We start from the raw sequence: 19,313 nt of genomic DNA, 5'->3' as shown, positions 1-19,313 counted from the left end.
GAGCTTGTGAGGTAAGGCTCAGTTGCTTCCCCAAGACTTGTCCACAGGCCTAGTCGCGATCTATCGCGTTTGGGTACGCTGCTGCCGTGGACCTTCAGAAGCCCGACCTTCAGAAGCACGCGGGCCCCGCACCGGCGGTGGCCGACCTGCGCGCCTCGGACGCCGACCGTGACCGCATCGCCGACATCCTCCGCGAGGCCCTCGCCGAGGGCCGGCTGACCTCCGACGAGCACGCCGAGCGGGTCGAGGGGGTGCTGAGCGCCAAGACGGTCGGTGAGCTGGAGATCTTCATCCGGGATCTGCCCGCCGCCCATGAGCGCCGGGCCGCCCCGGCCTGGACCCCGGCCGCCAACCGCCCCACCGACGCGATCCCGCACGACCCGGACGACAACGTGGTGGCGGTCTTCAGCTCCGCCGTCCGCAAGGGCCGCTGGCGCGCGGGCCGCCGCATCCACGCCTATGCGATCTTCGGCAGCGTCGAGATAGACCTGAGCGAGGCGGTCTTCGAGTACCGCCAGGTCGTCATCAAGGCGTTCTCGGTCTTCGGGAACGTCGAGGTGCGCGTCCCGGAGAACGTCTCGCTGCGCGGCACCGGCGGTGGCGTCCTCGGCAACTTCGAGGTGGACACCCTGGACTCGCCCGACGCCGACGCCCCGGTGGTCTACATCGACGGCTGGGCGATCCTCGGCAACATCGAGGGGCGGCCCAAGCGCGGCAGGCTCGTGGCGGACATCCTCGACCGGGTCCACCACAAGGTCGACAGGAGTTTGCGCAAGCATCTGGGCCATTAACGGCTGTGAACGCGCCGGGTTTCGGAGCGAATCGGTCCCGCCTCGACCGAGTCCCCGAAGGGCGTACGAGCACGCGGAATCCGGCGGTCGGGAACTCAGTGCATAGGCGCGCGCACAGCGGGTAGGGCTTGCTGCATCGTCTCTCGCTCGCGAAGCCGTCGTCAGGAGTAGACCGTGCTGCAACCGCCGCATTCGTCCCTGCAGGTAGCTCCCGTGCCGGCCCAGCGGGGGCCAGTGCGGGACAGGGACCAAGACGCTCCATGGCACACCGAGGCGGTGTGCCGGCGCGACGAGGCCGGCCTGTTCTTCGCCCCGTCCAAGGAACCCACCGCCGCGAGGCTCTCCCGCGAGGAGGCCGCGAAGCGCGTCTGTGCCCGCTGCCCGGTCATGGTCGAGTGCCGCGAACACGCCCTGCTCCAACCCGAGCCCTACGGCGTCTGGGGCGGCCTGACCGCGGCGGAACGCCGAGTGGTCCTGGCCCGCCGCAGGCGCCGCGACCTGGAACTCACCAAGGCGGCGAGGGCGGCCCGCATAGCCCAGGCGGGCTGACCGCAAGGCCGAAGAAGGGCGCCCCCTCCGCACCGGGGGCGCCCACCTGCCCAGGGGCGCGGGGAACTGCGCGAGAAGCCCCACACAGCCGCACCCGCCAACGCTCCAGAACCCCCGAGCTGTCAGGCGCTACTTGGCCCGGTCGAAATCGATCGCACTGTAGGCCCGCAGCTTGCTGAGCCGATGCTCCGAGTCGATCCGCCGCACCGTCCCCGACTTCGACCGCATCACGATCGAGTCGGTCGTAGCCGTCTCCGACCGGTACCGCACACCCCGCAGCAGCTCCCCGTCGGTGATCCCGGTCGCCACGAAGAACACGTTCTCCCCGGACACCAGGTCGTCGGTGGTCAGCACCCGGTCCAGATCGTGCCCGGCGTCGATCGCCCGCGCCCGCTCCTCGTCGTCCTTCGGCCACAGCTTGCCCTGGATCGTGCCCCCGAGGCACTTCACGGCGCAGGCGGAGATGATCCCCTCCGGCGTACCGCCGATGCCCAGCAGCATGTCGACGCCGGTGCCCTCGCGCAGCGCGTAGATCGAGCCCGCCACGTCGCCGTCGGAGATCAGCTTGATCCGCGCGCCCGCCTCCCGGATCTCCTTGATGATCCCTTCGTGCCGGGGCCGGTCGAGGATGACCACGGTCACGTCCTCCGGGGTGACCCGCTTCGCCTTGGCGACCCGCCGGATGTTCACCGACACCGGCGCGTCGATGTCGACGAAGTCCGCGGCCTCGGGCCCGGTGACCAGCTTGTCCATGTAGAACACGGCGGACGGGTCGAACATGGACCCGCGGTCCGCGGCGGCCAGCACCGCGATCGCGTTCGGCATGCCCTTGGCGTTGAGCGTGGTCCCGTCGATCGGGTCAACGGCGATGTCGCACTCGGGTCCGGTGCCGTCGCCGACGCGCTCGCCGTTGAAGAGCATCGGCGCCTCGTCCTTCTCGCCCTCGCCGATGACGACCACGCCGTTCATCGACACGGTGGAGACAAGGGTCCGCATGGCGCGCACCGCGGCACCGTCGGCGCCGTTCTTGTCGCCCCGACCGACCCAGCGGCCCGCGGCCATCGCGGCGGCTTCGGTCACCCGGACGAGTTCCAGGGCGAGGTTGCGGTCGGGGGCCTCGGAGGGGACCTCGAGTTCGGACGGCAGATGATGATGCTCGGTCATCGGAGCGCACCTTTCTGATACGACGACGGCCGGATGAGGGTTCGACCGTCGACTCTATCGTCAGTCCGACAAAATGAGCAGGGGGCCCCACGGATGAGCGGACCGGGCACCTGCGACGATAGGGGGCGTGGCAGGTTCGAACGGCAAGCAGAAGACGGTCCGGGACATGATTCTCTCCCTGGGCCTGATCGGGATCGCGGCAGCGGTCATCTACGTGTTCATCCCGCACGACGACTCCGCTCCGGACATCAAGACGGTCGACTACCGCGTCGAGCTGCTGACGGCCCGCCGCGCGGCCTCCTACCCGGTGGCTGCTCCCGAGGGGCTGCCGGCGGGCTGGAAGGCGACCTCGGTGCGCTTCCAGGCCGACGAGTCCGACGCCTGGCACCTGGGCTTCCAGGCCCCCGGTGGTGAGTACGTGCAGATCGAGCAGTCCGCTCAGAAGCCGTCGGAGTTCATCGACGAGGCGAGCCAGGGCGGCGAGGCGACCCAGCAGACCGAGGAGATCGCGGGCCGCACCTGGACCCGGTACACCGGCGGCCGCTACGACGCCCTCGTGTACCAGGGCGACGGGGCGACGACGGTGGTCGCGGGCACGGGTTCGCGGGCCCAGCTGACGGAGATGGCGAAGTCGCTGAAGATGGCGTGACCAGCGAGAACCCGACGGCATGAGGAAGGGCCCCCGCGGCAGCGCGGGGGCCCTTCCTCATGGCTGATGCCTCAGACGGTGGTGACGACCTCGTCGTAGGCCAGTCGCGGGGAGCGCGGGAACCAGGCGTCGTCGCCCGGCTTGCCGATGTTGACGACCATCAGCGGGGTGTGGTCGTCGTCCAGGAACTCCTTGCGGACACCCTCGAAGTCCAGGCCGGTCATCGGGCCGGCGGCCAGACCCGCGGCGCGCACGCCGATGATGAAGTACGCGGCCTGGAGGGCAGCGTTCAGACCGGCGGCACCCTCACGGGCGGGGCGCTCGGCGAAGAAGAGGTCCTTGGCCTGGGGGAAGTGCGGGAAGAGCTGCGGCAGCTCCTCGTGGAACTCGTTGTCCGCGGAGAGGATCGCGACCAGCGGAGCGGTGGCGGTCTTCGGCTGGTTGCCCTCGGCCATGTGCTGGACCAGGCGCTCGCGGGCCTCGGCGGAGCGGACCAGGGTGATGCGCAGCGGGCTCTGGTTGAAGGCGGTGGGGCCGTACTTGACCAGGTCGTAGATCGCCTGGACCTGCTCGTCGGTCACCGGCTCGTCGGTGAAGGTGTTCGCGGTGCGGGCCTCGCGGAACAGCAGGTCCTGGGCGGCGGGGTCAAGAACGAGAGACATGAGGGGAACCTTCTCGAGCGGTGCGTGGATGTGCGGGGCACCCGGAAACGGACCGGGGACCGTTTGACGTTCTCGACCGTACGCGATTGAAGTTCAATGTTCAACGAAAGGCGGGGCGTGGTGATCCGCTTCACAGGTCTCCCGGCCTGGCGCCCGGCCTTTCCCGCTACTCCGAGTCGTCCCCGGCCCCGGTCTCGTCCTCCTCGGCCAGCGCCGCGTCCAGCCGCGCCCGCGCACCGTCCAGCCAGCGCCGGCACACCTTGGCCAGCTCCTCGCCCCGCTCCCAGAGCGCGAGGGACTCCTCCAGAGTCGTGCCGCCCGCCTCCAGGCGCCGTACGACCTCGATCAGCTCGTCCCGCGCCTGCTCGTACCCGAGCGCCTCTTCCGCCACCTTGCTGGTCATCCGCCCACCCTATGCATCGACTCGGACAACGAACTCCCCCTCGGCGACCCGCGCCCGCAGGGTCTCCTCGGCCGCCACCTCGTCCGGCGCCCGCACCACGTGCCCGTCCGCCTTCTGGAGCACGGCGTACCCGCGCTGGAGGGTCGCTGCGGGGGAGAGGGCCACCACGCGCGCGTGCGTGTGCGTCAGCTCGGAGTCGGCGCGGTCGAGGAGATGACCGAGCGTGCGACGGGCGCGGTCGGCCAGAGAGGCCACATGGTCGGCGCGCTCGTCGATCATCCGGTGCGGGTCCTCTATCGACGGCCGCGCCAATGCGTGCGCGAGCCCCCGCTCCTCCCGCTGGAGGAACGACTCGACACACCGCCGCGCGCGGTCCCTGAGCGCCCGCACCCGCTCGTACTCCTCGCCCACGTCCGGGACGACCTTCTTCGCCGCGTCCGTCGGCGTCGAGGCCCGCAGGTCGGCGACGTAGTCCAGCAGCGGGGTGTCCGGCTCGTGCCCGATCGCGGAGACGACCGGGGTCCGGCAGGCCCCCACCGCCCGCACCAACTGCTCGTCGGAGAACGGCAGCAGATCCTCCACGCTGCCGCCGCCGCGCGCCACGATGATCACGTCCACGTCGTCGAGCGCGTCCAGTTCCTTGACCGCCTGCACGACCTGCGGGACCGCGTGCACGCCCTGCACCGGGACATTGCGCACCTCGAAGCGGACCGCGGGCCAGCGGTGCCGGGCGTTCTCCAGGACGTCCCGCTCGGCCGCCGACGCGCGCCCGCACACCAGCCCGATCAGCTGCGGCAGGAACGGCAGCGGCCTCTTGCGCTCCGCCGCGAACAGCCCCTCGGCGGCCAGGGATTTCTTCAACTGCTCCAGCCGCGCGAGCAGCTCACCGACCCCGACCGGCCTTATCTCGGTGGCCCGCAGCGACAGCTGGCCCCGCGGCGCATACCACTCCGGCTTCGCCAGGACGACGACCCGGGCGCCCTCGCTGACGACCTCGGCGACGTCGTCGTAGACCTGGCGGAAGCAGGTCACGCTCACCGAGATGTCGTACGACGGATCGCGCAGCGTGAGGAACACCACACCAGCGCCCGGGCGCCGGGACAGTTGGGTGATCTGCCCCTCGACCCACACGGCGCCGAGACGGTCGATCCACCCGCCGATGAGCCGCGACACCTCACCGACGGGCAAGGGCGTTTCGGGAGTCGAGTTCACAGCCATGCCGCGAGCGTAACGGCCGACTCCGACAACGGGCCGTCAGCGAGGGGGTCCTGTCGGCCGGGCTGTCCGAAGAGCATGCCGCGCCGGCGAACAGGGGGCCGAGACCGGGCACGAGCACATCCCGCCCACCGCCACCCTGGTTGACCGCTTGCCCTCCTTCCCGGTCAGGTCAGCGGCGCGTCGCCTCGTCGGTGGGGGAACGCCGGGCGCGTTGAACCGCCAGTGCCGCGAGGCCCGCCACGAGCCAGAGCGCGCCGACCACCTGCGCGGCCCTCGACGCCTCCACGATCACCGCCACCGTGATCGCCGCCCCGGCCACCGGTGCCAGCACGTGCCGCCACCAGATCACCGGGCCGCCGCGCCGCCTGACCGCGAACCAGCCGACCACGCTCGCGTGCAGCAGCGTGAACGCGGTCAGGGCACCGATGTCGACCACGGAGACCAGGTGGTCCATGCCGTCGTCCCGGCGGGCCGCCCACACCGCGGCGACCAGGGTGATGCCGGCCGCGCACAGCAGGGCCACGCGCGGGACGCCGGAATCCGTCCGGGCAAGCACTCGCGGCAGGCGCCGGTCGCGGCCCATCGCGAACAGCAGCCGCCCGGCCGCCGCCTGCCCGGCCAGCGCCGCGAAGGCCGCGCCGATCGCCTTGCTCACGGCCACCAGATCGTGCAGCCAGGTACCGGCCGCGGAGTCGACCGCGTCGTAGAAGGCCGAACCCTGCCGGCCCGGGTCCTGCGCGTACTGCGCCGACGTCGTCGGGTCCAGAAGCGCCACCAGGTACGTCTGCGCCACGAACAGCACGCCCGCCAGCGCCAGGCAGAACAGCACCGCGCGCGCGACCTTCGCCGAGCCGCCGGTGACCTCCTCCGCGAAGGAGGCGATCGCGTCGAAGCCCAGGTACGACAGGACCGCGACCGAGACCGCGCCGATCACCGCCGACAGCGCGAACGCCCCCTGGGTGCCGTCCCCGGACAGCGGCGACAGCCAGCCCCGTTCGGCACCGTCCCGCGCGAGGACCACGACCGCCGAGACCGCGAAGACCAGCAGGACCACGATCTCCATCGCCAGCACGAGAAAGCCCACCCGGGCCGCCGTCCGCACGCCCCACAGGTTCAGCAGGGTCGTCACGACCACCGCGAGCACCGTCCACACCCAGCGGGAGACCTCCGGGACCAGGGAGTTCATGGCGATACCGGAGAACAGGTACGCCACCGCGGGGATGAGGAGATAGTCCAGCATCGCCATCCAGCCCGCGACGAACCCGGCCTCCTTGCCGAGCCCCGCGCGCGCGTAGGCGAACACCGACCCCGCCTGGGGGACGACCCGCACCATCTGCGCGTAACTGAACGCGGTGAACGCCATCGCCACCGTGGCGATGGCATAGACGAGGGCGACCGCCCCGTGCGACTTCGCGTCCAGGGCGCCGTAGACGCCGACGGGCGCCATCGGAGCGATGAACAGCAGCCCGTAGACCACGAGGTCCCGGAAGCCCAGGCTGCGGCGCAGGTCGCCGTGTTCCTCCTCGGCCGTACGAGCCGCCGTACCGGTACCGGACATCGTGCCTCCGCCTGGTGCTGGTCCGCCCCGCTCCTCACTCTCCCGGTCAGTTTCCCCGGGAAGGTCGAGGGCACGCGATCTTTGACCGGCCGAACGCGGCCTTACGATGGGACGCATGACCGCTTCGCCTGGCCGCCGTGTCCTGCTCGCCGCCCCCCGTGGCTACTGCGCGGGGGTGGACCGCGCCGTGATCGCCGTGGAGAAAGCCCTGGAGCAGTACGGCGCTCCGGTGTACGTCCGGCACGAGATCGTCCACAACAAGTACGTCGTGCAGACCCTGGAGAAGAAGGGCGCCATCTTCGTCGAGCGGACGGAAGAGGTCCCGCCGGGCAACATCGTCATGTTCTCGGCGCACGGCGTCGCCCCCGTCGTCCACGAGGAGGCCGCCCGCGGCAGGCTCGCCACCATCGACGCGACCTGCCCGCTGGTCACCAAGGTCCACAAGGAAGCCGTCCGGTTCGCCAACGAGGACTACGACATCCTCCTGATCGGGCACGAGGGCCACGAGGAGGTCATCGGCACCTCCGGCGAGGCGCCCGACCACATCCAGCTCGTCGACGGTCCGGCCGATGTCGCCAAGGTCGAGGTCCGGGACCCGTCGAAGATCGTCTGGCTCTCCCAGACCACCCTCAGCGTGGACGAGACCATGGAGACCGTCGACGCCCTCAAGGAGAAGTTCCCGCAGCTCATCTCCCCGCCCAGCGACGACATCTGCTACGCCACGCAGAACCGTCAGCTCGCGGTGAAGCAGATGGGCGCCGAGGCCGAACTGGTCATCGTGGTCGGCTCCCGCAACTCCTCCAACTCCAAGCGGCTCGTCGAGGTCGCCAAGCTGGCCGGCTCCCGCGAGGCCTACCTCGTGGACTTCGCGAGCGAGATCGACGAGGCCTGGCTGGAGGGCGTGACGACGGTGGGTGTCACCTCCGGCGCCTCCGTCCCCGAGGTCCTCGTCGAGGAGGTCCTGGAGTGGCTGGCCGAGCGCGGCTACGGCGACGTGGAGCTGGTGAAGGCGGCCGAGGAGTCCATCACCTTCTCGCTGCCCAAGGAGCTTCGCCGCGATCTGCGCGAGGAGGCGGCCGCGCTGGTCGCCGAGCGCAAGGGCGCTGCCGGGGCCACGGGCAGCACCGGCGCTACGGGGACCTCCGGGGCGTGACTGTCCGTCCTCCGTCGTAACGTAGGGCCATGCAGATCTTCGGCTTGGACATCGGTGGATCCGGGATCAAGGGCGCCCCGGTGGACCTGGACAAGGGCGACCTCGCCCAGGAGCGCCACAAAGTGCTCACCCCGCAGCCGGCGACGCCCGACGGCGTCGCCGACGGGGTGAAGCAGGTCGTGGACCACTTCGGCTGGACCGGCCCGGTCGGACTGACCTTCCCGGGCGTGGTCACCGGCGGCTCCCACATCCGTACGGCGGCCAATGTCGACAAGAGCTGGATCGACACCGACGCGCGCGCCCTGTTCGGCGAGCGGCTCGGCGGGCTCCCGGTGACCGTGGTCAACGACGCGGACGCGGCCGGCGTCGCCGAGATGAACTTCGGCGCGGGCAAGGACCGCAAGGGCACCGTCATCCTGCTCACCTTCGGCACCGGTATCGGCAGCGCGGTCTTCGTCGACGGCGTCCTCGTCCCCAACACCGAGCTGGGCCACCTGGAACTGCACGGCCACGACGCGGAGAAGAAGGCGTCCAGCAAGGCCCGGGAGGACGAGGAGCTCAGCTGGGAGCACTGGGCCCGCCGCGTGCAGAAGTACCTCGCCCATGTCGAGATGCTCTTCTCGCCCGAGCTGTTCATCATCGGCGGTGGCGTCAGCCGCAAGTCCGAGAAGTTCCTGCCGCACATCGAGGGCATCAAGGCGGAGATCGTCCCGGCGCAGTTGCAGAACAACGCGGGGATCGTGGGAGCGGCGATGCACGCGGCCCACGAGTAGGCCCCGGGCCGACGAGCCCGGGGTGTCTGAGGAGCCCTGTTCCGGCCCTCGCCTCGGGGCGTCAGCGTGAGCGGCTTCGTACCAGCAGGATCCTGCGGATCAGGGCGACCAGGCCGGCGGCCAGGGTGCCGGCGTAGAGCCAGCCGGCCTGCGTCGCCAGCGCGGTGAACAGGCCCATCAGCCGGCCCGAGGCACCGCCGCCGCTGTCGGCGACGGCGACGAGGCCGGTGGCGAAGGCGATCGGCGCGATGATCGGGGCGGTCAGCAGATCGCCCCGGCGCAGCCAGACCGCCGTCAGCACGCACACCGGCAGGAACAGCACGCCGTACGCCGTCAGCGACGAGCCGAACAGCAGCGCGTCGAGACAGCCGAGCAGGAACATCAGCGCCATGCAGAACAGGCCGCCGCCCAGCCCGGTGAGCCGGGGGTTCGGCAGCCGCCGCAGCGTCCGGACCACCGGTGGCGGCGGGCGGCGGGCCACCGGCGGCCGGCGCTCGCCGCGCGCCTGCGCGGGCAGCGGCGCTCCCGGAGTCGCGCGTCGCGTTCCGTTGTGCGGGGGGCGGGTCCTGTAGTGCTCCACTGGACCAACCTAGGTCTGCTTATGTGCCCAATCGCCCTTCAGACACGCCGAGGGAAAGACCTTGGCCATGCGTTCGAGAGGCCCGCCGGGGCGGCGTGCGGCACGCCGTAGACTGGTGGATCGGCCCCCTGGCCGCCCAGTCTCCTCACGTCTCCTCTCACGTACGGGAAGTCGCAACGTGTCGCTCACGATCGGAATCGTCGGCCTGCCGAATGTCGGCAAGTCGACCCTGTTCAACGCCCTGACCAAGAACGACGTGCTGGCGGCCAACTACCCGTTCGCCACGATCGAGCCCAATGTCGGCGTGGTCGGCGTCCCGGACCCGCGACTGACGAAACTGGCCGAGATCTTCTCCTCCCAGAAGATCCTCCCGGCGACCGTCGACTTCGTGGACATCGCGGGCATCGTGAAGGGCGCCTCCGAGGGCGAGGGCCTGGGCAACAAGTTCCTCGCGAACATCCGTGAGTCGGACGCGATCTGCCAGGTCATCCGCGCCTTCAAGGACGAGAACGTCGTGCACGTCGACGGCAAGGTCTCGCCGAAGGACGACATCGAGACGATCAACACCGAGCTGATCCTGGCCGACCTCCAGACCATCGAGAAGGTCCTGCCCCGCCTCCAGAAGGAGTCGCGGATCAAGAAGGACGTCGCGCCGAAGGTCGCGGCCGTCGAGGCGGCGAAGGAGATCCTGGAGAGGGGCGACACGCTGTTCTCGGCGGGCATCGTCCAGGGCTCCGGCAACGAGGAACTCCTGCACGACCTGCACCTGCTCACCACCAAGCCCTTCCTCTACGTCTTCAACGTCGACGAGGACGAACTGGTCGACGACGACTTCAAGAACGAGCAGCGCGCCCTGGTCGCCCCGGCCGAGGCGATCTTCCTGAACGCCAAGCTGGAGGCGGACCTCGCCGAGCTCGACGAGGAGGACGCCCTGGAGCTCCTGGAGTCGGTCGGCGCGGAAGAGCCGGGCCTGACGACGCTGGCGAGGGTCGGCTTCAACACCCTCGGCCTCCAGACCTACCTCACGGCGGGCCCCAAGGAGTCCCGCGCCTGGACGATCAAGAAGGGCGCCACGGCTCCCGAGGCGGCCGGCGTGATCCACACGGACTTCCAGAAGGGCTTCATCAAGGCGGAGGTCATCTCCTTCGACGACCTGGTGGAGACCGGTTCGGTCGCCGAAGCCCGCGCGAAGGGGAAGGCGCGGATGGAGGGCAAGGAGTACGTCATGCAGGACGGGGACGTGGTGGAGTTCCGCTTCAATGTGTAGCGGCTGACATATCGCCACGTCACCGATCTGGCAAACGTGCAGGTCAGAAGGGGTCCGACTCTCCGGGGTCGGGCCCTTGGTCTGCCGTTCGGTGGATCGCTGATTTCGGTGACCGGCGATCCACCGCAAAGGGGCGGGCCAAGGCTCAGGAGGAGCTGCCTTGTTGGCCGAGGGCCTTATGGGCCACCCGTTCGGAGGCCGGTCAGTTGCTGAAAGCGAGGTCGCTGACGTCGACGGCTCCCCGGGCCCCGTCGAACACCAGGCTGACCGAGCGGACATCCTGGAGGCCGATGTCGAAAGCCGAGAGCGGGACACGTATCTGCTTCAGCAACAGCCTTCGCACCGGGAGATCGTGACCTGCGCCGCCGTTGGCGACAGTCAGCAGGTCGGGAGACGTCAACTGCCGGCCATGGTCCGACACGCTCACCGACGCCTTCTGGCCTTCGCCGTCGGTCAGCACCACATGCATGGGCACGTCGGCCGTGTCGGCGTCGTGTGCGTCGGAGAAGTCGAGCACGGCGCGGAAGGTGATCTCCCGGTAGGAGCCGATACGCCGTGCCGGCCCTGGCAGTTCGTTGTTGAGCGAGGCGCCGGCACGGCTCCATCGAAGCTGCACCATGCCTAGTCCCGGCGTCGTGCTGCTGCCGAATGTGGTGTAGCCGTGCGGCTCCAGTTTCTTTCCGGCGAAGACTCCGCTGAGGCATGCCTCCGTCTGCCCGCTGCCGCCGCAGAGTCCGGACGGTTCGAAGCCGGCGAGCTCGACCCCGCCGCCGAGCGCGTTCTTGGTCAGGTCACCGCCGGCGGCCAGGTGATTCAGGTCCAGCCGCTCGCCCGGCAGTGCGGGAGCGAGGTAGGACGTGGAGACCTTGGCGAAGGAGGCCGACGGCGGCGGGGCCAGGCTGCCCCGCCACAGCCCGGAGAACTGGCGCTCGCCGCCGAGTTCCATCCGGAAGAAGCTGGTGATGTAGGCCGACCCGACCGCCTGCTGCTGTTCCTCGGTGAGGCGTTGCCCACTGTCCGGAGCGCATGCCCCGCCCGTCCCACCGGCCCGGGTGATCTTGTCCCAGTCGTCCATCGCGCCGGGCAGACCGCTGCTCGGAGACCAGACCGTGTTGTAGAAGTAATGGTTCGCCCCGGCCACCACCACCTGGTACTTGGGGTGAGGGTCGGTCCGGCCGGCCGACAGGGAGTCGTCGTAGTAATGGGCTCCTTCCAGATCGAACTGGTCACCGTCGCAGGCGGACAGCAGTGTCGCGGATGCCACACCCGTGGGGATCTGGCGAAGGAAGTCGGTCGGTGCGATGCCGAGGATCGCCTTGATGCCGTAGTGCCGTCCCGAAGCAGCGTTGATCTTCAGTTCGCTGACGATGCCTTCCCCGCCGCGGGAGTGGCCCACCAGCCCGATCCGGCTGAAGTCGATCGCTCCCTTGAACTCATCGCCGAAGGGCCCGTCGCCTGTGCTCGACCACTCCTTCCACAGATCCAGGTGTTTCTGGATGAGTTCACCACGGGCCGTCTGGCCGTAGGTGGCGTCGGAATTGTCAGCCGCGCTGATGCCGTTGGCGGATATCGAGACCACGACATATCCGTGACTGGCCAGGAGTCTGCCCACGGCGTCGTAGCCGCGATAACTCGGGATCGGGGTAAAGGGGGACTGGCACGGCCAATGCGAGTCCACCGCCCCGTCGGGGGCGCCACAGACCTGGTGCCTGCCGTGCAGGAAGACCACGAGTGGAAGCTTCTTGCCCCGGGAGTTGCGGGGAGCATGCACCACACCGGCCAGCTCCACCTTGCCGGGAAAGCCCGCCGGTTGGAAGGCCGTGTCACCCAGGTCGTACGTCTGGGAGCGCACGGCATAGGGACCGGGGCGCGAGGTCTCCGGCGCGCCGACGAGGTACGCCGGGGCGGCTGTGGCCGTACCGGGAATCGCCAGTACCGCCCATACCAGTGTCATCGCGAAGAAGAGGCCTGCATGCCACCAAGTTCTACGGGAATTGAACATGACGCGTCCGACTTCATTTCTCTAAGTGAATTGCTCTCAGGGCGCTGCGCCAGCTCTGCAACCTTGTTGTTCCGGCCTATATCCGGCCCATACCGCCACACTGGGAGTCCGCCCTCGCGACTCGCCGCCCGCAAGGTGAAGCAGGCACCACCCCCAACTCGGAAGTGCGGGCTACTGTTTCCGCTCCTTGCCCAGGACATCCTCGATGTGTGCCCAGAAGTGAGTGGATGCGTGAGCACATCGGAGTGGAGAGGGAGTCGGCCGTCATGTCCTGTAGCGTCGCCCCGCGGTGGGCCGCCGCCGTACTGCTCGGGCTCGGGCTGGCGATGATCCCGTGGATGGTCTACCTCCACACCAGCCTGCCCGGATCCGCCCACGCCCCGAACTGGGCCTGGACCTGGACCGGGCTCGATATGCTCGAAGCGCTCATGCTGGCCTCCACAGGGGTGCTGCTGCGCCGCCGGGACATCCGGGCCTCCCTCACCGCGATGGCGGCCTCGGCACTGCTCGTCGTCGACGCCTGGTTCGACACGATGACCGCCGCGCCCGGGGCGGACCGGGTTTCGGCCGTCGCCATGGCCGCGGGCGCGGAGATTCCGCTCGCGGTGGTGTGCGCGGTGCTCGCCTGGCGCGGTGTGGCCCGGCTGGGAGCGCGGTAGGCGGTGCGGGAGGGAAGCGTCCGACGGCGGCTGCACTCAGGGCAGGCGTACCACCTGTGCCGCCCAGCTCAAGCCCGCGCCGAAGCCTGCCAGCAGGGCCAGGCCACCCGGTGGTACGGCGCCGGTCTCGCGGAGGCGGTCGATGGCGAGCGGGATCGAGGCAGCCGACGTGTTACCCGTGTGGGTGATGTCCCGGGCCACGGCGACGTGCGGCGGCAGGGCGAGGCGGCCGGCCATCGCGTTCGTGATGCGGAGGTTGGCCTGGTGGGGGACGAACGCGCAGAGGTCGGCGGCGGTTGCCCCGGCTGCCCGGAGGGCCTGTTCGGCGATCGCGGGGATCTCCCCCACCGCCCAGCGGAACACCTCCGTGCCCCGCATCTTCATCGTCGGCCATGGCATGTCCGGGGCGTCACGGAGTTCCCGCCACGTCGCCGAGTGCGCGATCAGATGGCGCAGGCCACCGTCCGCGCCCCAGATCACCGGGCCGATGCCCTCGTCCGCCGTCGGCCCGACCACCATCGCGCCGGCGCCGTCGGCGAAGAGGAACGCGGCGGAGGTGTCGTACGGGTCGACCAGGTCGCTCATCTTGTCCGAGCCGATGACCAGCACATGTCCTGCCGTACCGCTGCGTACCAGACCATCGGCCACGCCGAGTGCGTAACAGAAGCCGGCGCAGGCCGCGTTGAGGTCGAGGGCGGCCGAACCGGTGCCGAGGCGGTGGGCCACCTCCGGGGCGCCGCCGGGGGACTGTCGCAGGTTGGACATGCTGCTCAGCAGCACCAGGTCCACGCGGTCGGGCGTGACGCCCGCATCCGCGAGCGCCTTACGGGCCGCCTCTACGGCCATGTCCATCACGGTCTCGCCGGGCTCCGCGAAGCGGCGTTCGACGATACCCGTACGCCGTCGGATCCAGTCGTCGGAGCGGCCTGTGGGCGCCTCCAACTCGTCGTTTCCCACGATCCGTCGCGGCCTGTAGGCCCCGATGCCAAGGATGCGCGCGCCACTGCCGGGCCGTTGCGTCTTCATGTCGTCGGAGTGTGGGCTCCGCGGCTATTGCGCTGCTATACGGCCCAGCACGCAGGCAGAGCCGGCGGGCGGGAGGGCGCGACAGCAGGGCGGCCCCTTCTCCATGCGCCGGAGAAGGGGCCGCCCGTCGTGCGGGGTCTGTCAGACGAGCACCGGGCCGTTGTCCTCTCGGTGCGCGCGGCTGCGGCGGTTGTCGAGGTGGACGAATGTGCGGTGCAGCCAGCGGTCGCGGCCGTCGTAGCGGGGCTCGAAGGAGGTACGGCCGTGCACCGAGAGCCGGTTGTCGATGAACGCCAGCTCGCCCGGTTGCAGGACCAGCATCGCCGCCGCGTCCAGGAGGGCCCGGCGCAGGACCTCCATGGCATCGGCGGCCTCCTCGTCGAGGGCGCTGGTGGCGCTGAAGTCCACCCGGATGTCCGGGTCGGTACGGTCGCCCTCCAGCACCGGGTGCCGGGGTGCCGAGTCACCGGCGTGGAAGGACGGCGGCGGCTGGGTGACGAAACGGTCCGACAGCAGTACCTCCGCCACGTCGTCCGGTATCAGGGGGAGGGCGTTGCGGATCGAGGACACCAGCGTTCCCGCCGTACCCGAGTGGTCGTTGCGGAGGCAGAACAGGCCCACGTAGTCCGGGCGGTGGGAGTGGAAGGCGTTCTCGACGTGCAGTTCGAGCAGGGTGGAACCGGCGTTGCTCTGGGACTCCTCGCGGCCCGGCACCGGGACGACGTTCTGCACCAGCGCGCCGGACTTCTCCTCGCGGTAGGCGACGACCTCCCCGAGGTACTGGCTGATCAGCGCGGTGACCGCGGCAGGTGCCGTGGCGCGGCGCTCCACCGACTCCGGCACGGTCGGCGTCCGGGGCAGCAGCGCGTCGTCCACCGGCAGGTTCCGCAGAATGAGGAGCCCGTCGGAGCCCGGGTCGTGACGGTAGCCGCGCAGCGCCTCCTGGAGGCGCAGCGGCAGCCGGCAGGCGAGTCGGCGGGCCGCGTCCATCCAGCTCCGCTCGTCGATCAACTGGGGTGGGAACTGGGCGAGTTCTGCCGCCAGTCTCGCGGTCTGCTCGCGTTCGGCATCGGTCAGCGTCAGGCCGATCTTCGTGCTGATCGGCGCCGGCAGGGCGGTGGTCATGGTGGATCCCTTTCAGGTTCTCGTCCGCTGGGTGCGGATTGGTTCGAGCGGCGGCCGTCCGGGCGTCGTCCTTGTGGGGCGTACGGCCCGGAGGCCCGCCAGAAGGTGGTCCTGGACGCGGCGGAGCAGCTCGGACTCGAGCGGCTCGAGGTAGAAGTGGTCACCGGGGAACACGTGCGCCTCGAAGCCGGACGTGGTCCGCTCCGACCAGGCATGCACCGCGTCGAGTCGGCAGGCCGGGTCCCTGTCCCCCACGAAGGCGACGATCGGGGTCCCGAGGCGGGTGCCGGCGTGGGACGGTTCCGGCCGGTAGGCGGCCAGCAGCCGGAAGTCCGCCCGGATGCTCGGCAGTACCAGGTCCCGGAGCGCGGGGATCTCCAGAGCCTTTGCCGCCGAGCTGCCCAGCCCCCGTACGACAGTCAGAAGCGTGTCGTCGTCCGCGGCCAGCAGGTGGGAGTGGTCGAAACGGCCCGGCGCCTCACAGCCCGACACGAACACCCGCAGAGGAAGCGGAGTTTCGTGCGGGGGCGTGCCGCTTCGGGCTTCGAGGCGCAGCGCCACCTGGTACGCCACCACGGCCCCCATGCTGTGACCGAACAGGGCGAGCGGCACGTCCCGCAGGGGCTGGGCGGCCGCTGTGATCTGCGTGGCGAGATCGTCCAGCGAGGCCGGGAACGGATCGCCCAGCCGGTCCTGACGGCCCGGGTAGCAGACCGCCAGCACCTCCACGTCGTCGGGGAGATGACGGTGCCAGGTACGGAACGCGGTCGGGCTGCCGCCCGCGTGCGGGAAGCAGAGCAGACGGGCGCGGGGACGGGCGACGCGGCGGTGGCGGAGGAACCAGAGGTCCACGGGTGCCACCGCCGTGCTCGGCGTGTTCATGCGATCGCTCGCCGTTCGCGGTCCGTCGCCTCGTCGATCGCCTCGCGCCACAGGTGGGCGAGGTGCTGCTGGCCCGACCAGACGGTGGCGAGCAGGTGCCGGACGAGCTCCCGGCCGGCGGCCGAGTTGCTGAGCAGCACGGCGCCCGTGCCGGACTGCACGCGCAGTCCCGTCATCGCCTGGTACCCGGTCGCCTGACCGCCGTGCCCGAACTCCAGGTCCCCGCCGGTGTCGTCGAGGATGGTGCTCCAGCCGTAGTTGCGGCCCGCCTGCGGGGTGAGCATCAGCCGTACCAGCTCGGTGTCGACCAGAGCGCCCGGGCGGCCCAGGTAGCAGCGGCGGATCTGTACGGCGAGCCTGGCGAGGTCGCCGGCGGTCGTCCACAGGCCGCCGGCCGCCGTCTCCGGATGCACCACGAACCCGTCCGGGACCTGCGTGCCGTCCGCCCGGTGGCCCCGGGCGAAAGGCCGCCCCGAGGTGTCCGGGAACACCGGGTCGAAGGCGCCGCCCGTCATACCGAGCGGCTCGAAGACCAGCCGGCGAACGAGATCGGCGTACGGCTCACCCGTCACGTCGGTCATGGCCTGCTGGAGTACCGAGAAGTTCAGCGGGCTCAGCTTGAACACCTCGCCCGGCTCGTCCCGACGCCGTACCGGCGGCGTCTTGGCCGGGGGACGGCCGTGCAGCACGTCGAGCACGGTCGGCACCGGCTCGCACCGGTAGTAGTAGTCGTCGCGGGCCGGATGCGGCTCCAGCCCGGCCTGGTTGGCGAGCAGCGAGCGCGCAGTGACCGGGGCGCCGCCGGGCGGCACCTGCCAGGCACGCAGGTAGTCGTTGATGTCCCGGTCGAGATCGACGAGCCCGTCCGACACGAGCCGCAGGAACGCGAACGTGGTCACGTGCTTGCTGATCGACCCGGCGGCGAAGAGGGTGTCGTCGGTGACCGGGGTCGGATCGTCCACACCGAGCGTGCCGTAGCTGCGGACCGAGGCGACCTCACCGTCCCGGATCAGCGCGATGCTCGCGCCGGGAATGCCGTGGCGGGACATCAGTTCGGCGACCGGGTCGACGGCGGGGGCGACGGGGCGCGGCAGCACGAGCGCGGGGCGAGCCGGGTGCCGGCCAAGGGAGGCGGCTTGCTGCTCCGGCGCTGCCTCCAACTCCTCGACCAGGGCGGTCAGTTCGTCCAGCTGTCGGTCCGCGAGCCTCTGGACCGTGGCACGGTCGTGCACGGACTCGCCGTACGTCCACCGCAGATACAGCCGGCCGTCCTGCACCCGCGCGTCCAACTCCAGGAGATGGGTGCGCGGGGCGTCCGTCGCGGAGGCAGGGACGATGTGCCGAGGAATGAAGACGAGCGGGTCGGTGATGGCGGAGGCGTGGTGCTCCGTAGCCTCCGGGACGAACCGGAAACAGACCTGCGAGTCCGGCAACTCCGCGAGTTCCGCAGCGAGTTCGACGTCGGGCGCCAGATGGCGCAGCAGCCCGTACGCCTGCGTGAACGACGGCACCGAACGCAGCTGCCGCCCGAGCGAACGCAGCGTCCCTGGCAGGCCCCGGTCCTTCGGCAGCCGTAGGAAGACGGGGTGGCTGTCGGTGAGCGGTCCGACCGTACGGGCGAGCGTGGCGCCGATGGCCGGGTCCTGCCGGGGGTCGGACAGGACGTCGATCTGTATGCGATCCCGCTCGGCCCACTCGGCCAGCACCCGTCCGAACGTGGCGAGCAGCAGACGCGCGAGCTCCTCGGGACCGGTCCCGGCCAGGAGTACGGCCGTACGCTCGGCCGGAAGCACGGTGGTGACGGTGCCGGCCGCCCCGTGGGTGTTGAGCTGGAGCCCGTCGGGACGGTCCAGCGGCAACGGGTCCGCCGCCGGACGGCCGAGCCAGTACTCGGCCTGGTCGGGCAGGGACTCCGACAGGGCCCGCTCGGCCAGCTGCCGTGCCCAGGACCCCCAAGTCGTGGCGACCGGTGCGAGTGCCGCCGCAGGCTCGCCTGAAGTCAGCCCGAAATAGAAGGAGTTGAGGTCTTCGATGACGATCCGCCAGGACTCCTCGTCGGCGGCCAGCGCGTGCAGGCTGAGCCACAGCTCGTCCGGCTTGTCGTCGTCGACACGGACCAGGGTGCCTCGGACGAGGGCTCCGCCCGGCCCGGCATCGAGCGCAGTGCGCGCATCGGCGACCGCCCGCTCGATGGCGGCCTGGCGTCGGCCGGCCGGTACGGCTCGCAGGTCCAGCATGTCGACCAGCTGCGGGCCGTCGTCGTCGGCCTCGTACGGACGGCACTGCCCGGCTTCGGTCAGGACGAGGCGGAGCGCTTCGTGCCGGTTCACCACCGCGCGCAAGGCACTGTCGAGCACGACGGCATCCGGGCGGCCGCTCAGGGCGAGGCGTACGGTACGGGCGCGGCCGCCGGCCGGTGCACCCGTGTCGACCAGTCTGCGCTGGCTCGGCGTCAACGGGATGTCGTCGCCCGGTGAGTGCTGGTCGTCGTCGGAGGCGTCGACGGGGACCATCGCGGCCAGCTCGCCGAGCGTTCTGGCCTGGAGAACCATCCACACCGCCAGCCGTAGCCCGGCCTTACGGCAGGCGGCGAGCACCTGGACCGCGCGGATGGAGTCGCCGCCGAGGTCGAAGAAGCTGTCTTCGACGCCGACTTGTTCGGCACCGAGGATCTCCGACCAGATGGTCGCCAGCTTCTCCTCGGCGGGGGTACGGGGAGCGACGTACTGCTTGGTGGGGGTGCCGGCTGAGGAGTCGGGGGTGGGGAGGGCTCGGTGGTCGATCTTGCCGTTGGTGGTGAGGGGGATGCGGTCGATGGCCACGAACGCGGCCGGGAGCATGTAGTCGGGGAG

General features: G+C 70.6%; 18 protein-coding genes. 7 read left to right on the top strand and 11 right to left on the bottom strand.

Annotated elements, in window-relative coordinates; translation table 11 throughout:
• Positions 1-86: 86 nt before the first annotated feature.
• Together IF54_RS0135765 and IF54_RS0135760 are read left to right on the top strand one after the other, a co-directional pair.
• On the top strand, positions 87-791 hold the full coding sequence (locus IF54_RS0135765) for a DUF1707 SHOCT-like domain-containing protein (protein ID WP_020136828.1): 705 nt from the start codon (positions 87-89) through the stop codon (positions 789-791).
• Between the two features lie 174 nt (positions 792-965).
• Positions 966-1,340 carry a WhiB family transcriptional regulator gene (locus IF54_RS0135760; protein WP_078616681.1) on the top strand — a complete coding sequence of 125 codons (375 nt, stop codon included), beginning with the start codon at positions 966-968 and terminating at the stop codon, positions 1,338-1,340.
• Between the two features lie 129 nt (positions 1,341-1,469).
• Here IF54_RS0135760 and glpX read toward each other — a convergent pair whose 3' ends face one another.
• Entirely contained in the window at positions 1,470-2,504 is a 1,035-nt protein-coding gene (gene glpX / locus IF54_RS0135755; RefSeq protein ID WP_030326548.1) for a class II fructose-bisphosphatase, read from the bottom strand.
• Positions 2,505-2,631: 127 nt separating this feature from the next.
• On the opposite strand from glpX, the gene IF54_RS0135750 reads away from it, so the two are divergent.
• Entirely contained in the window at positions 2,632-3,153 is a 522-nt protein-coding gene (locus IF54_RS0135750; protein ID WP_030326545.1) for a DUF4245 domain-containing protein, read from the top strand.
• Positions 3,154-3,224: 71 nt separating this feature from the next.
• On the opposite strand, the gene IF54_RS0135745 is transcribed toward IF54_RS0135750, so the two are convergent.
• The 4 genes from IF54_RS0135745 to IF54_RS0135730 form a co-directional block, all read right to left on the bottom strand.
• Complete coding sequence (locus IF54_RS0135745; RefSeq protein ID WP_030326543.1) at positions 3,225-3,815, bottom strand: malonic semialdehyde reductase; 591 nt, start codon at positions 3,813-3,815, stop codon at positions 3,225-3,227.
• Between the two features lie 166 nt (positions 3,816-3,981).
• Complete coding sequence (locus tag IF54_RS0135740; RefSeq protein WP_030326541.1) at positions 3,982-4,218, bottom strand: exodeoxyribonuclease VII small subunit; 237 nt, start codon at positions 4,216-4,218, stop codon at positions 3,982-3,984.
• A gap of 9 nt (positions 4,219-4,227) precedes the next feature.
• A complete protein-coding gene (gene xseA, locus IF54_RS0135735; protein WP_030326539.1) occupies positions 4,228-5,436 on the bottom strand; it encodes an exodeoxyribonuclease VII large subunit in 1,209 nt (402 codons plus the stop codon).
• Between the two features lie 169 nt (positions 5,437-5,605).
• The gene (locus IF54_RS0135730; RefSeq protein WP_030326538.1) at positions 5,606-6,994 is read right to left on the bottom strand and encodes an APC family permease; all 1,389 of its coding nucleotides are present in this window, start codon (positions 6,992-6,994) and stop codon (positions 5,606-5,608) included.
• Between the two features lie 106 nt (positions 6,995-7,100).
• Between IF54_RS0135730 and IF54_RS0135725 the strand changes: the two genes are divergently transcribed.
• Together IF54_RS0135725 and ppgK are read left to right on the top strand one after the other, a co-directional pair.
• Positions 7,101-8,147 (top strand): 4-hydroxy-3-methylbut-2-enyl diphosphate reductase, encoded by a 1,047-nt coding sequence (locus IF54_RS0135725; protein WP_199821288.1) that lies wholly within the window; start codon positions 7,101-7,103, stop codon positions 8,145-8,147.
• Between the two features lie 29 nt (positions 8,148-8,176).
• The gene (gene ppgK / locus IF54_RS0135720) at positions 8,177-8,920 is read left to right on the top strand and encodes a polyphosphate--glucose phosphotransferase (protein WP_030326536.1); all 744 of its coding nucleotides are present in this window, start codon (positions 8,177-8,179) and stop codon (positions 8,918-8,920) included.
• Positions 8,921-8,981: 61 nt separating this feature from the next.
• Here ppgK and IF54_RS0135715 read toward each other — a convergent pair whose 3' ends face one another.
• Positions 8,982-9,500, bottom strand: a complete 519-nt coding sequence (locus tag IF54_RS0135715; RefSeq protein ID WP_107047937.1) for a DUF6542 domain-containing protein — start codon at positions 9,498-9,500, stop codon at positions 8,982-8,984.
• Positions 9,501-9,678: 178 nt separating this feature from the next.
• Between IF54_RS0135715 and ychF the strand changes: the two genes are divergently transcribed.
• Complete coding sequence (gene ychF, locus IF54_RS0135710) at positions 9,679-10,767, top strand: redox-regulated ATPase YchF (protein WP_030326533.1); 1,089 nt, start codon at positions 9,679-9,681, stop codon at positions 10,765-10,767.
• A gap of 202 nt (positions 10,768-10,969) precedes the next feature.
• Here ychF and IF54_RS40620 read toward each other — a convergent pair whose 3' ends face one another.
• Positions 10,970-12,721 (bottom strand): alpha/beta hydrolase, encoded by a 1,752-nt coding sequence (locus tag IF54_RS40620; RefSeq protein WP_051735669.1) that lies wholly within the window; start codon positions 12,719-12,721, stop codon positions 10,970-10,972.
• Between the two features lie 314 nt (positions 12,722-13,035).
• Here IF54_RS40620 and IF54_RS0135700 point away from each other — a divergent pair, with 314 nt between their 5' ends.
• Positions 13,036-13,428 carry a hypothetical protein gene (locus IF54_RS0135700; protein ID WP_159002273.1) on the top strand — a complete coding sequence of 131 codons (393 nt, stop codon included), beginning with the start codon at positions 13,036-13,038 and terminating at the stop codon, positions 13,426-13,428.
• A gap of 36 nt (positions 13,429-13,464) precedes the next feature.
• On the opposite strand, the gene IF54_RS0135695 is transcribed toward IF54_RS0135700, so the two are convergent.
• The 4 genes from IF54_RS0135695 to IF54_RS0135680 form a co-directional block, all read right to left on the bottom strand.
• A complete protein-coding gene (locus IF54_RS0135695; RefSeq protein WP_030326527.1) occupies positions 13,465-14,454 on the bottom strand; it encodes a beta-ketoacyl-ACP synthase III in 990 nt (329 codons plus the stop codon).
• 141 nt (positions 14,455-14,595) lie between these two features.
• Positions 14,596-15,579, bottom strand: coding sequence for a TauD/TfdA family dioxygenase (locus IF54_RS0135690; RefSeq protein WP_030326524.1), 984 nt, complete (start codon positions 15,577-15,579; stop codon positions 14,596-14,598).
• 12 nt (positions 15,580-15,591) lie between these two features.
• Positions 15,592-16,461, bottom strand: a complete 870-nt coding sequence (locus IF54_RS0135685) for a thioesterase II family protein (protein WP_051735667.1) — start codon at positions 16,459-16,461, stop codon at positions 15,592-15,594.
• A partial coding sequence (locus IF54_RS0135680; protein WP_030326519.1) for a serine hydrolase domain-containing protein occupies positions 16,458-19,313 on the bottom strand: 2,856 nt, incomplete at its 5' end. The genes IF54_RS0135685 and IF54_RS0135680, both read right to left, overlap by 4 nt.

Source organism: Streptomyces sp. NRRL B-3229, from assembly GCF_000719505.1.
Classification (GTDB): domain Bacteria; phylum Actinomycetota; class Actinomycetes; order Streptomycetales; family Streptomycetaceae; genus Streptomyces; species Streptomyces griseorubiginosus.
Note: the sequence above shows the minus strand (reverse complement) of the source record. Positions and strands in the feature narration are given on the sequence as shown.

What these genes read in the sequence shown, in the direction of transcription:
- IF54_RS0135695 (WP_030326527.1), bottom strand. Translation starts at nt 14,454, where the DNA reads ATGAAGACGCAACGGCCCGGCAGTGGCGCGCGCATCCTTGGCATCGGG.
- IF54_RS0135685 (WP_051735667.1), bottom strand. Translation starts at nt 16,461, where the DNA reads ATGAACACGCCGAGCACGGCGGTGGCACCCGTGGACCTCTGGTTCCTC.
- glpX (WP_030326548.1), bottom strand. Translation starts at nt 2,504, where the DNA reads ATGACCGAGCATCATCATCTGCCGTCCGAACTCGAGGTCCCCTCCGAG.
- ppgK (WP_030326536.1), top strand. Translation starts at nt 8,177, where the DNA reads ATGCAGATCTTCGGCTTGGACATCGGTGGATCCGGGATCAAGGGCGCC.
- IF54_RS40620 (WP_051735669.1), bottom strand. Translation starts at nt 12,721, where the DNA reads ATGACACTGGTATGGGCGGTACTGGCGATTCCCGGTACGGCCACAGCC.
- IF54_RS0135730 (WP_030326538.1), bottom strand. Translation starts at nt 6,994, where the DNA reads ATGTCCGGTACCGGTACGGCGGCTCGTACGGCCGAGGAGGAACACGGC.
- xseA (WP_030326539.1), bottom strand. Translation starts at nt 5,436, where the DNA reads ATGGCTGTGAACTCGACTCCCGAAACGCCCTTGCCCGTCGGTGAGGTG.
- IF54_RS0135745 (WP_030326543.1), bottom strand. Translation starts at nt 3,815, where the DNA reads ATGTCTCTCGTTCTTGACCCCGCCGCCCAGGACCTGCTGTTCCGCGAG.
- IF54_RS0135700 (WP_159002273.1), top strand. Translation starts at nt 13,036, where the DNA reads ATGTCCTGTAGCGTCGCCCCGCGGTGGGCCGCCGCCGTACTGCTCGGG.
- IF54_RS0135740 (WP_030326541.1), bottom strand. Translation starts at nt 4,218, where the DNA reads ATGACCAGCAAGGTGGCGGAAGAGGCGCTCGGGTACGAGCAGGCGCGG.
- IF54_RS0135690 (WP_030326524.1), bottom strand. Translation starts at nt 15,579, where the DNA reads ATGACCACCGCCCTGCCGGCGCCGATCAGCACGAAGATCGGCCTGACG.
- IF54_RS0135725 (WP_199821288.1), top strand. Translation starts at nt 7,101, where the DNA reads ATGGGACGCATGACCGCTTCGCCTGGCCGCCGTGTCCTGCTCGCCGCC.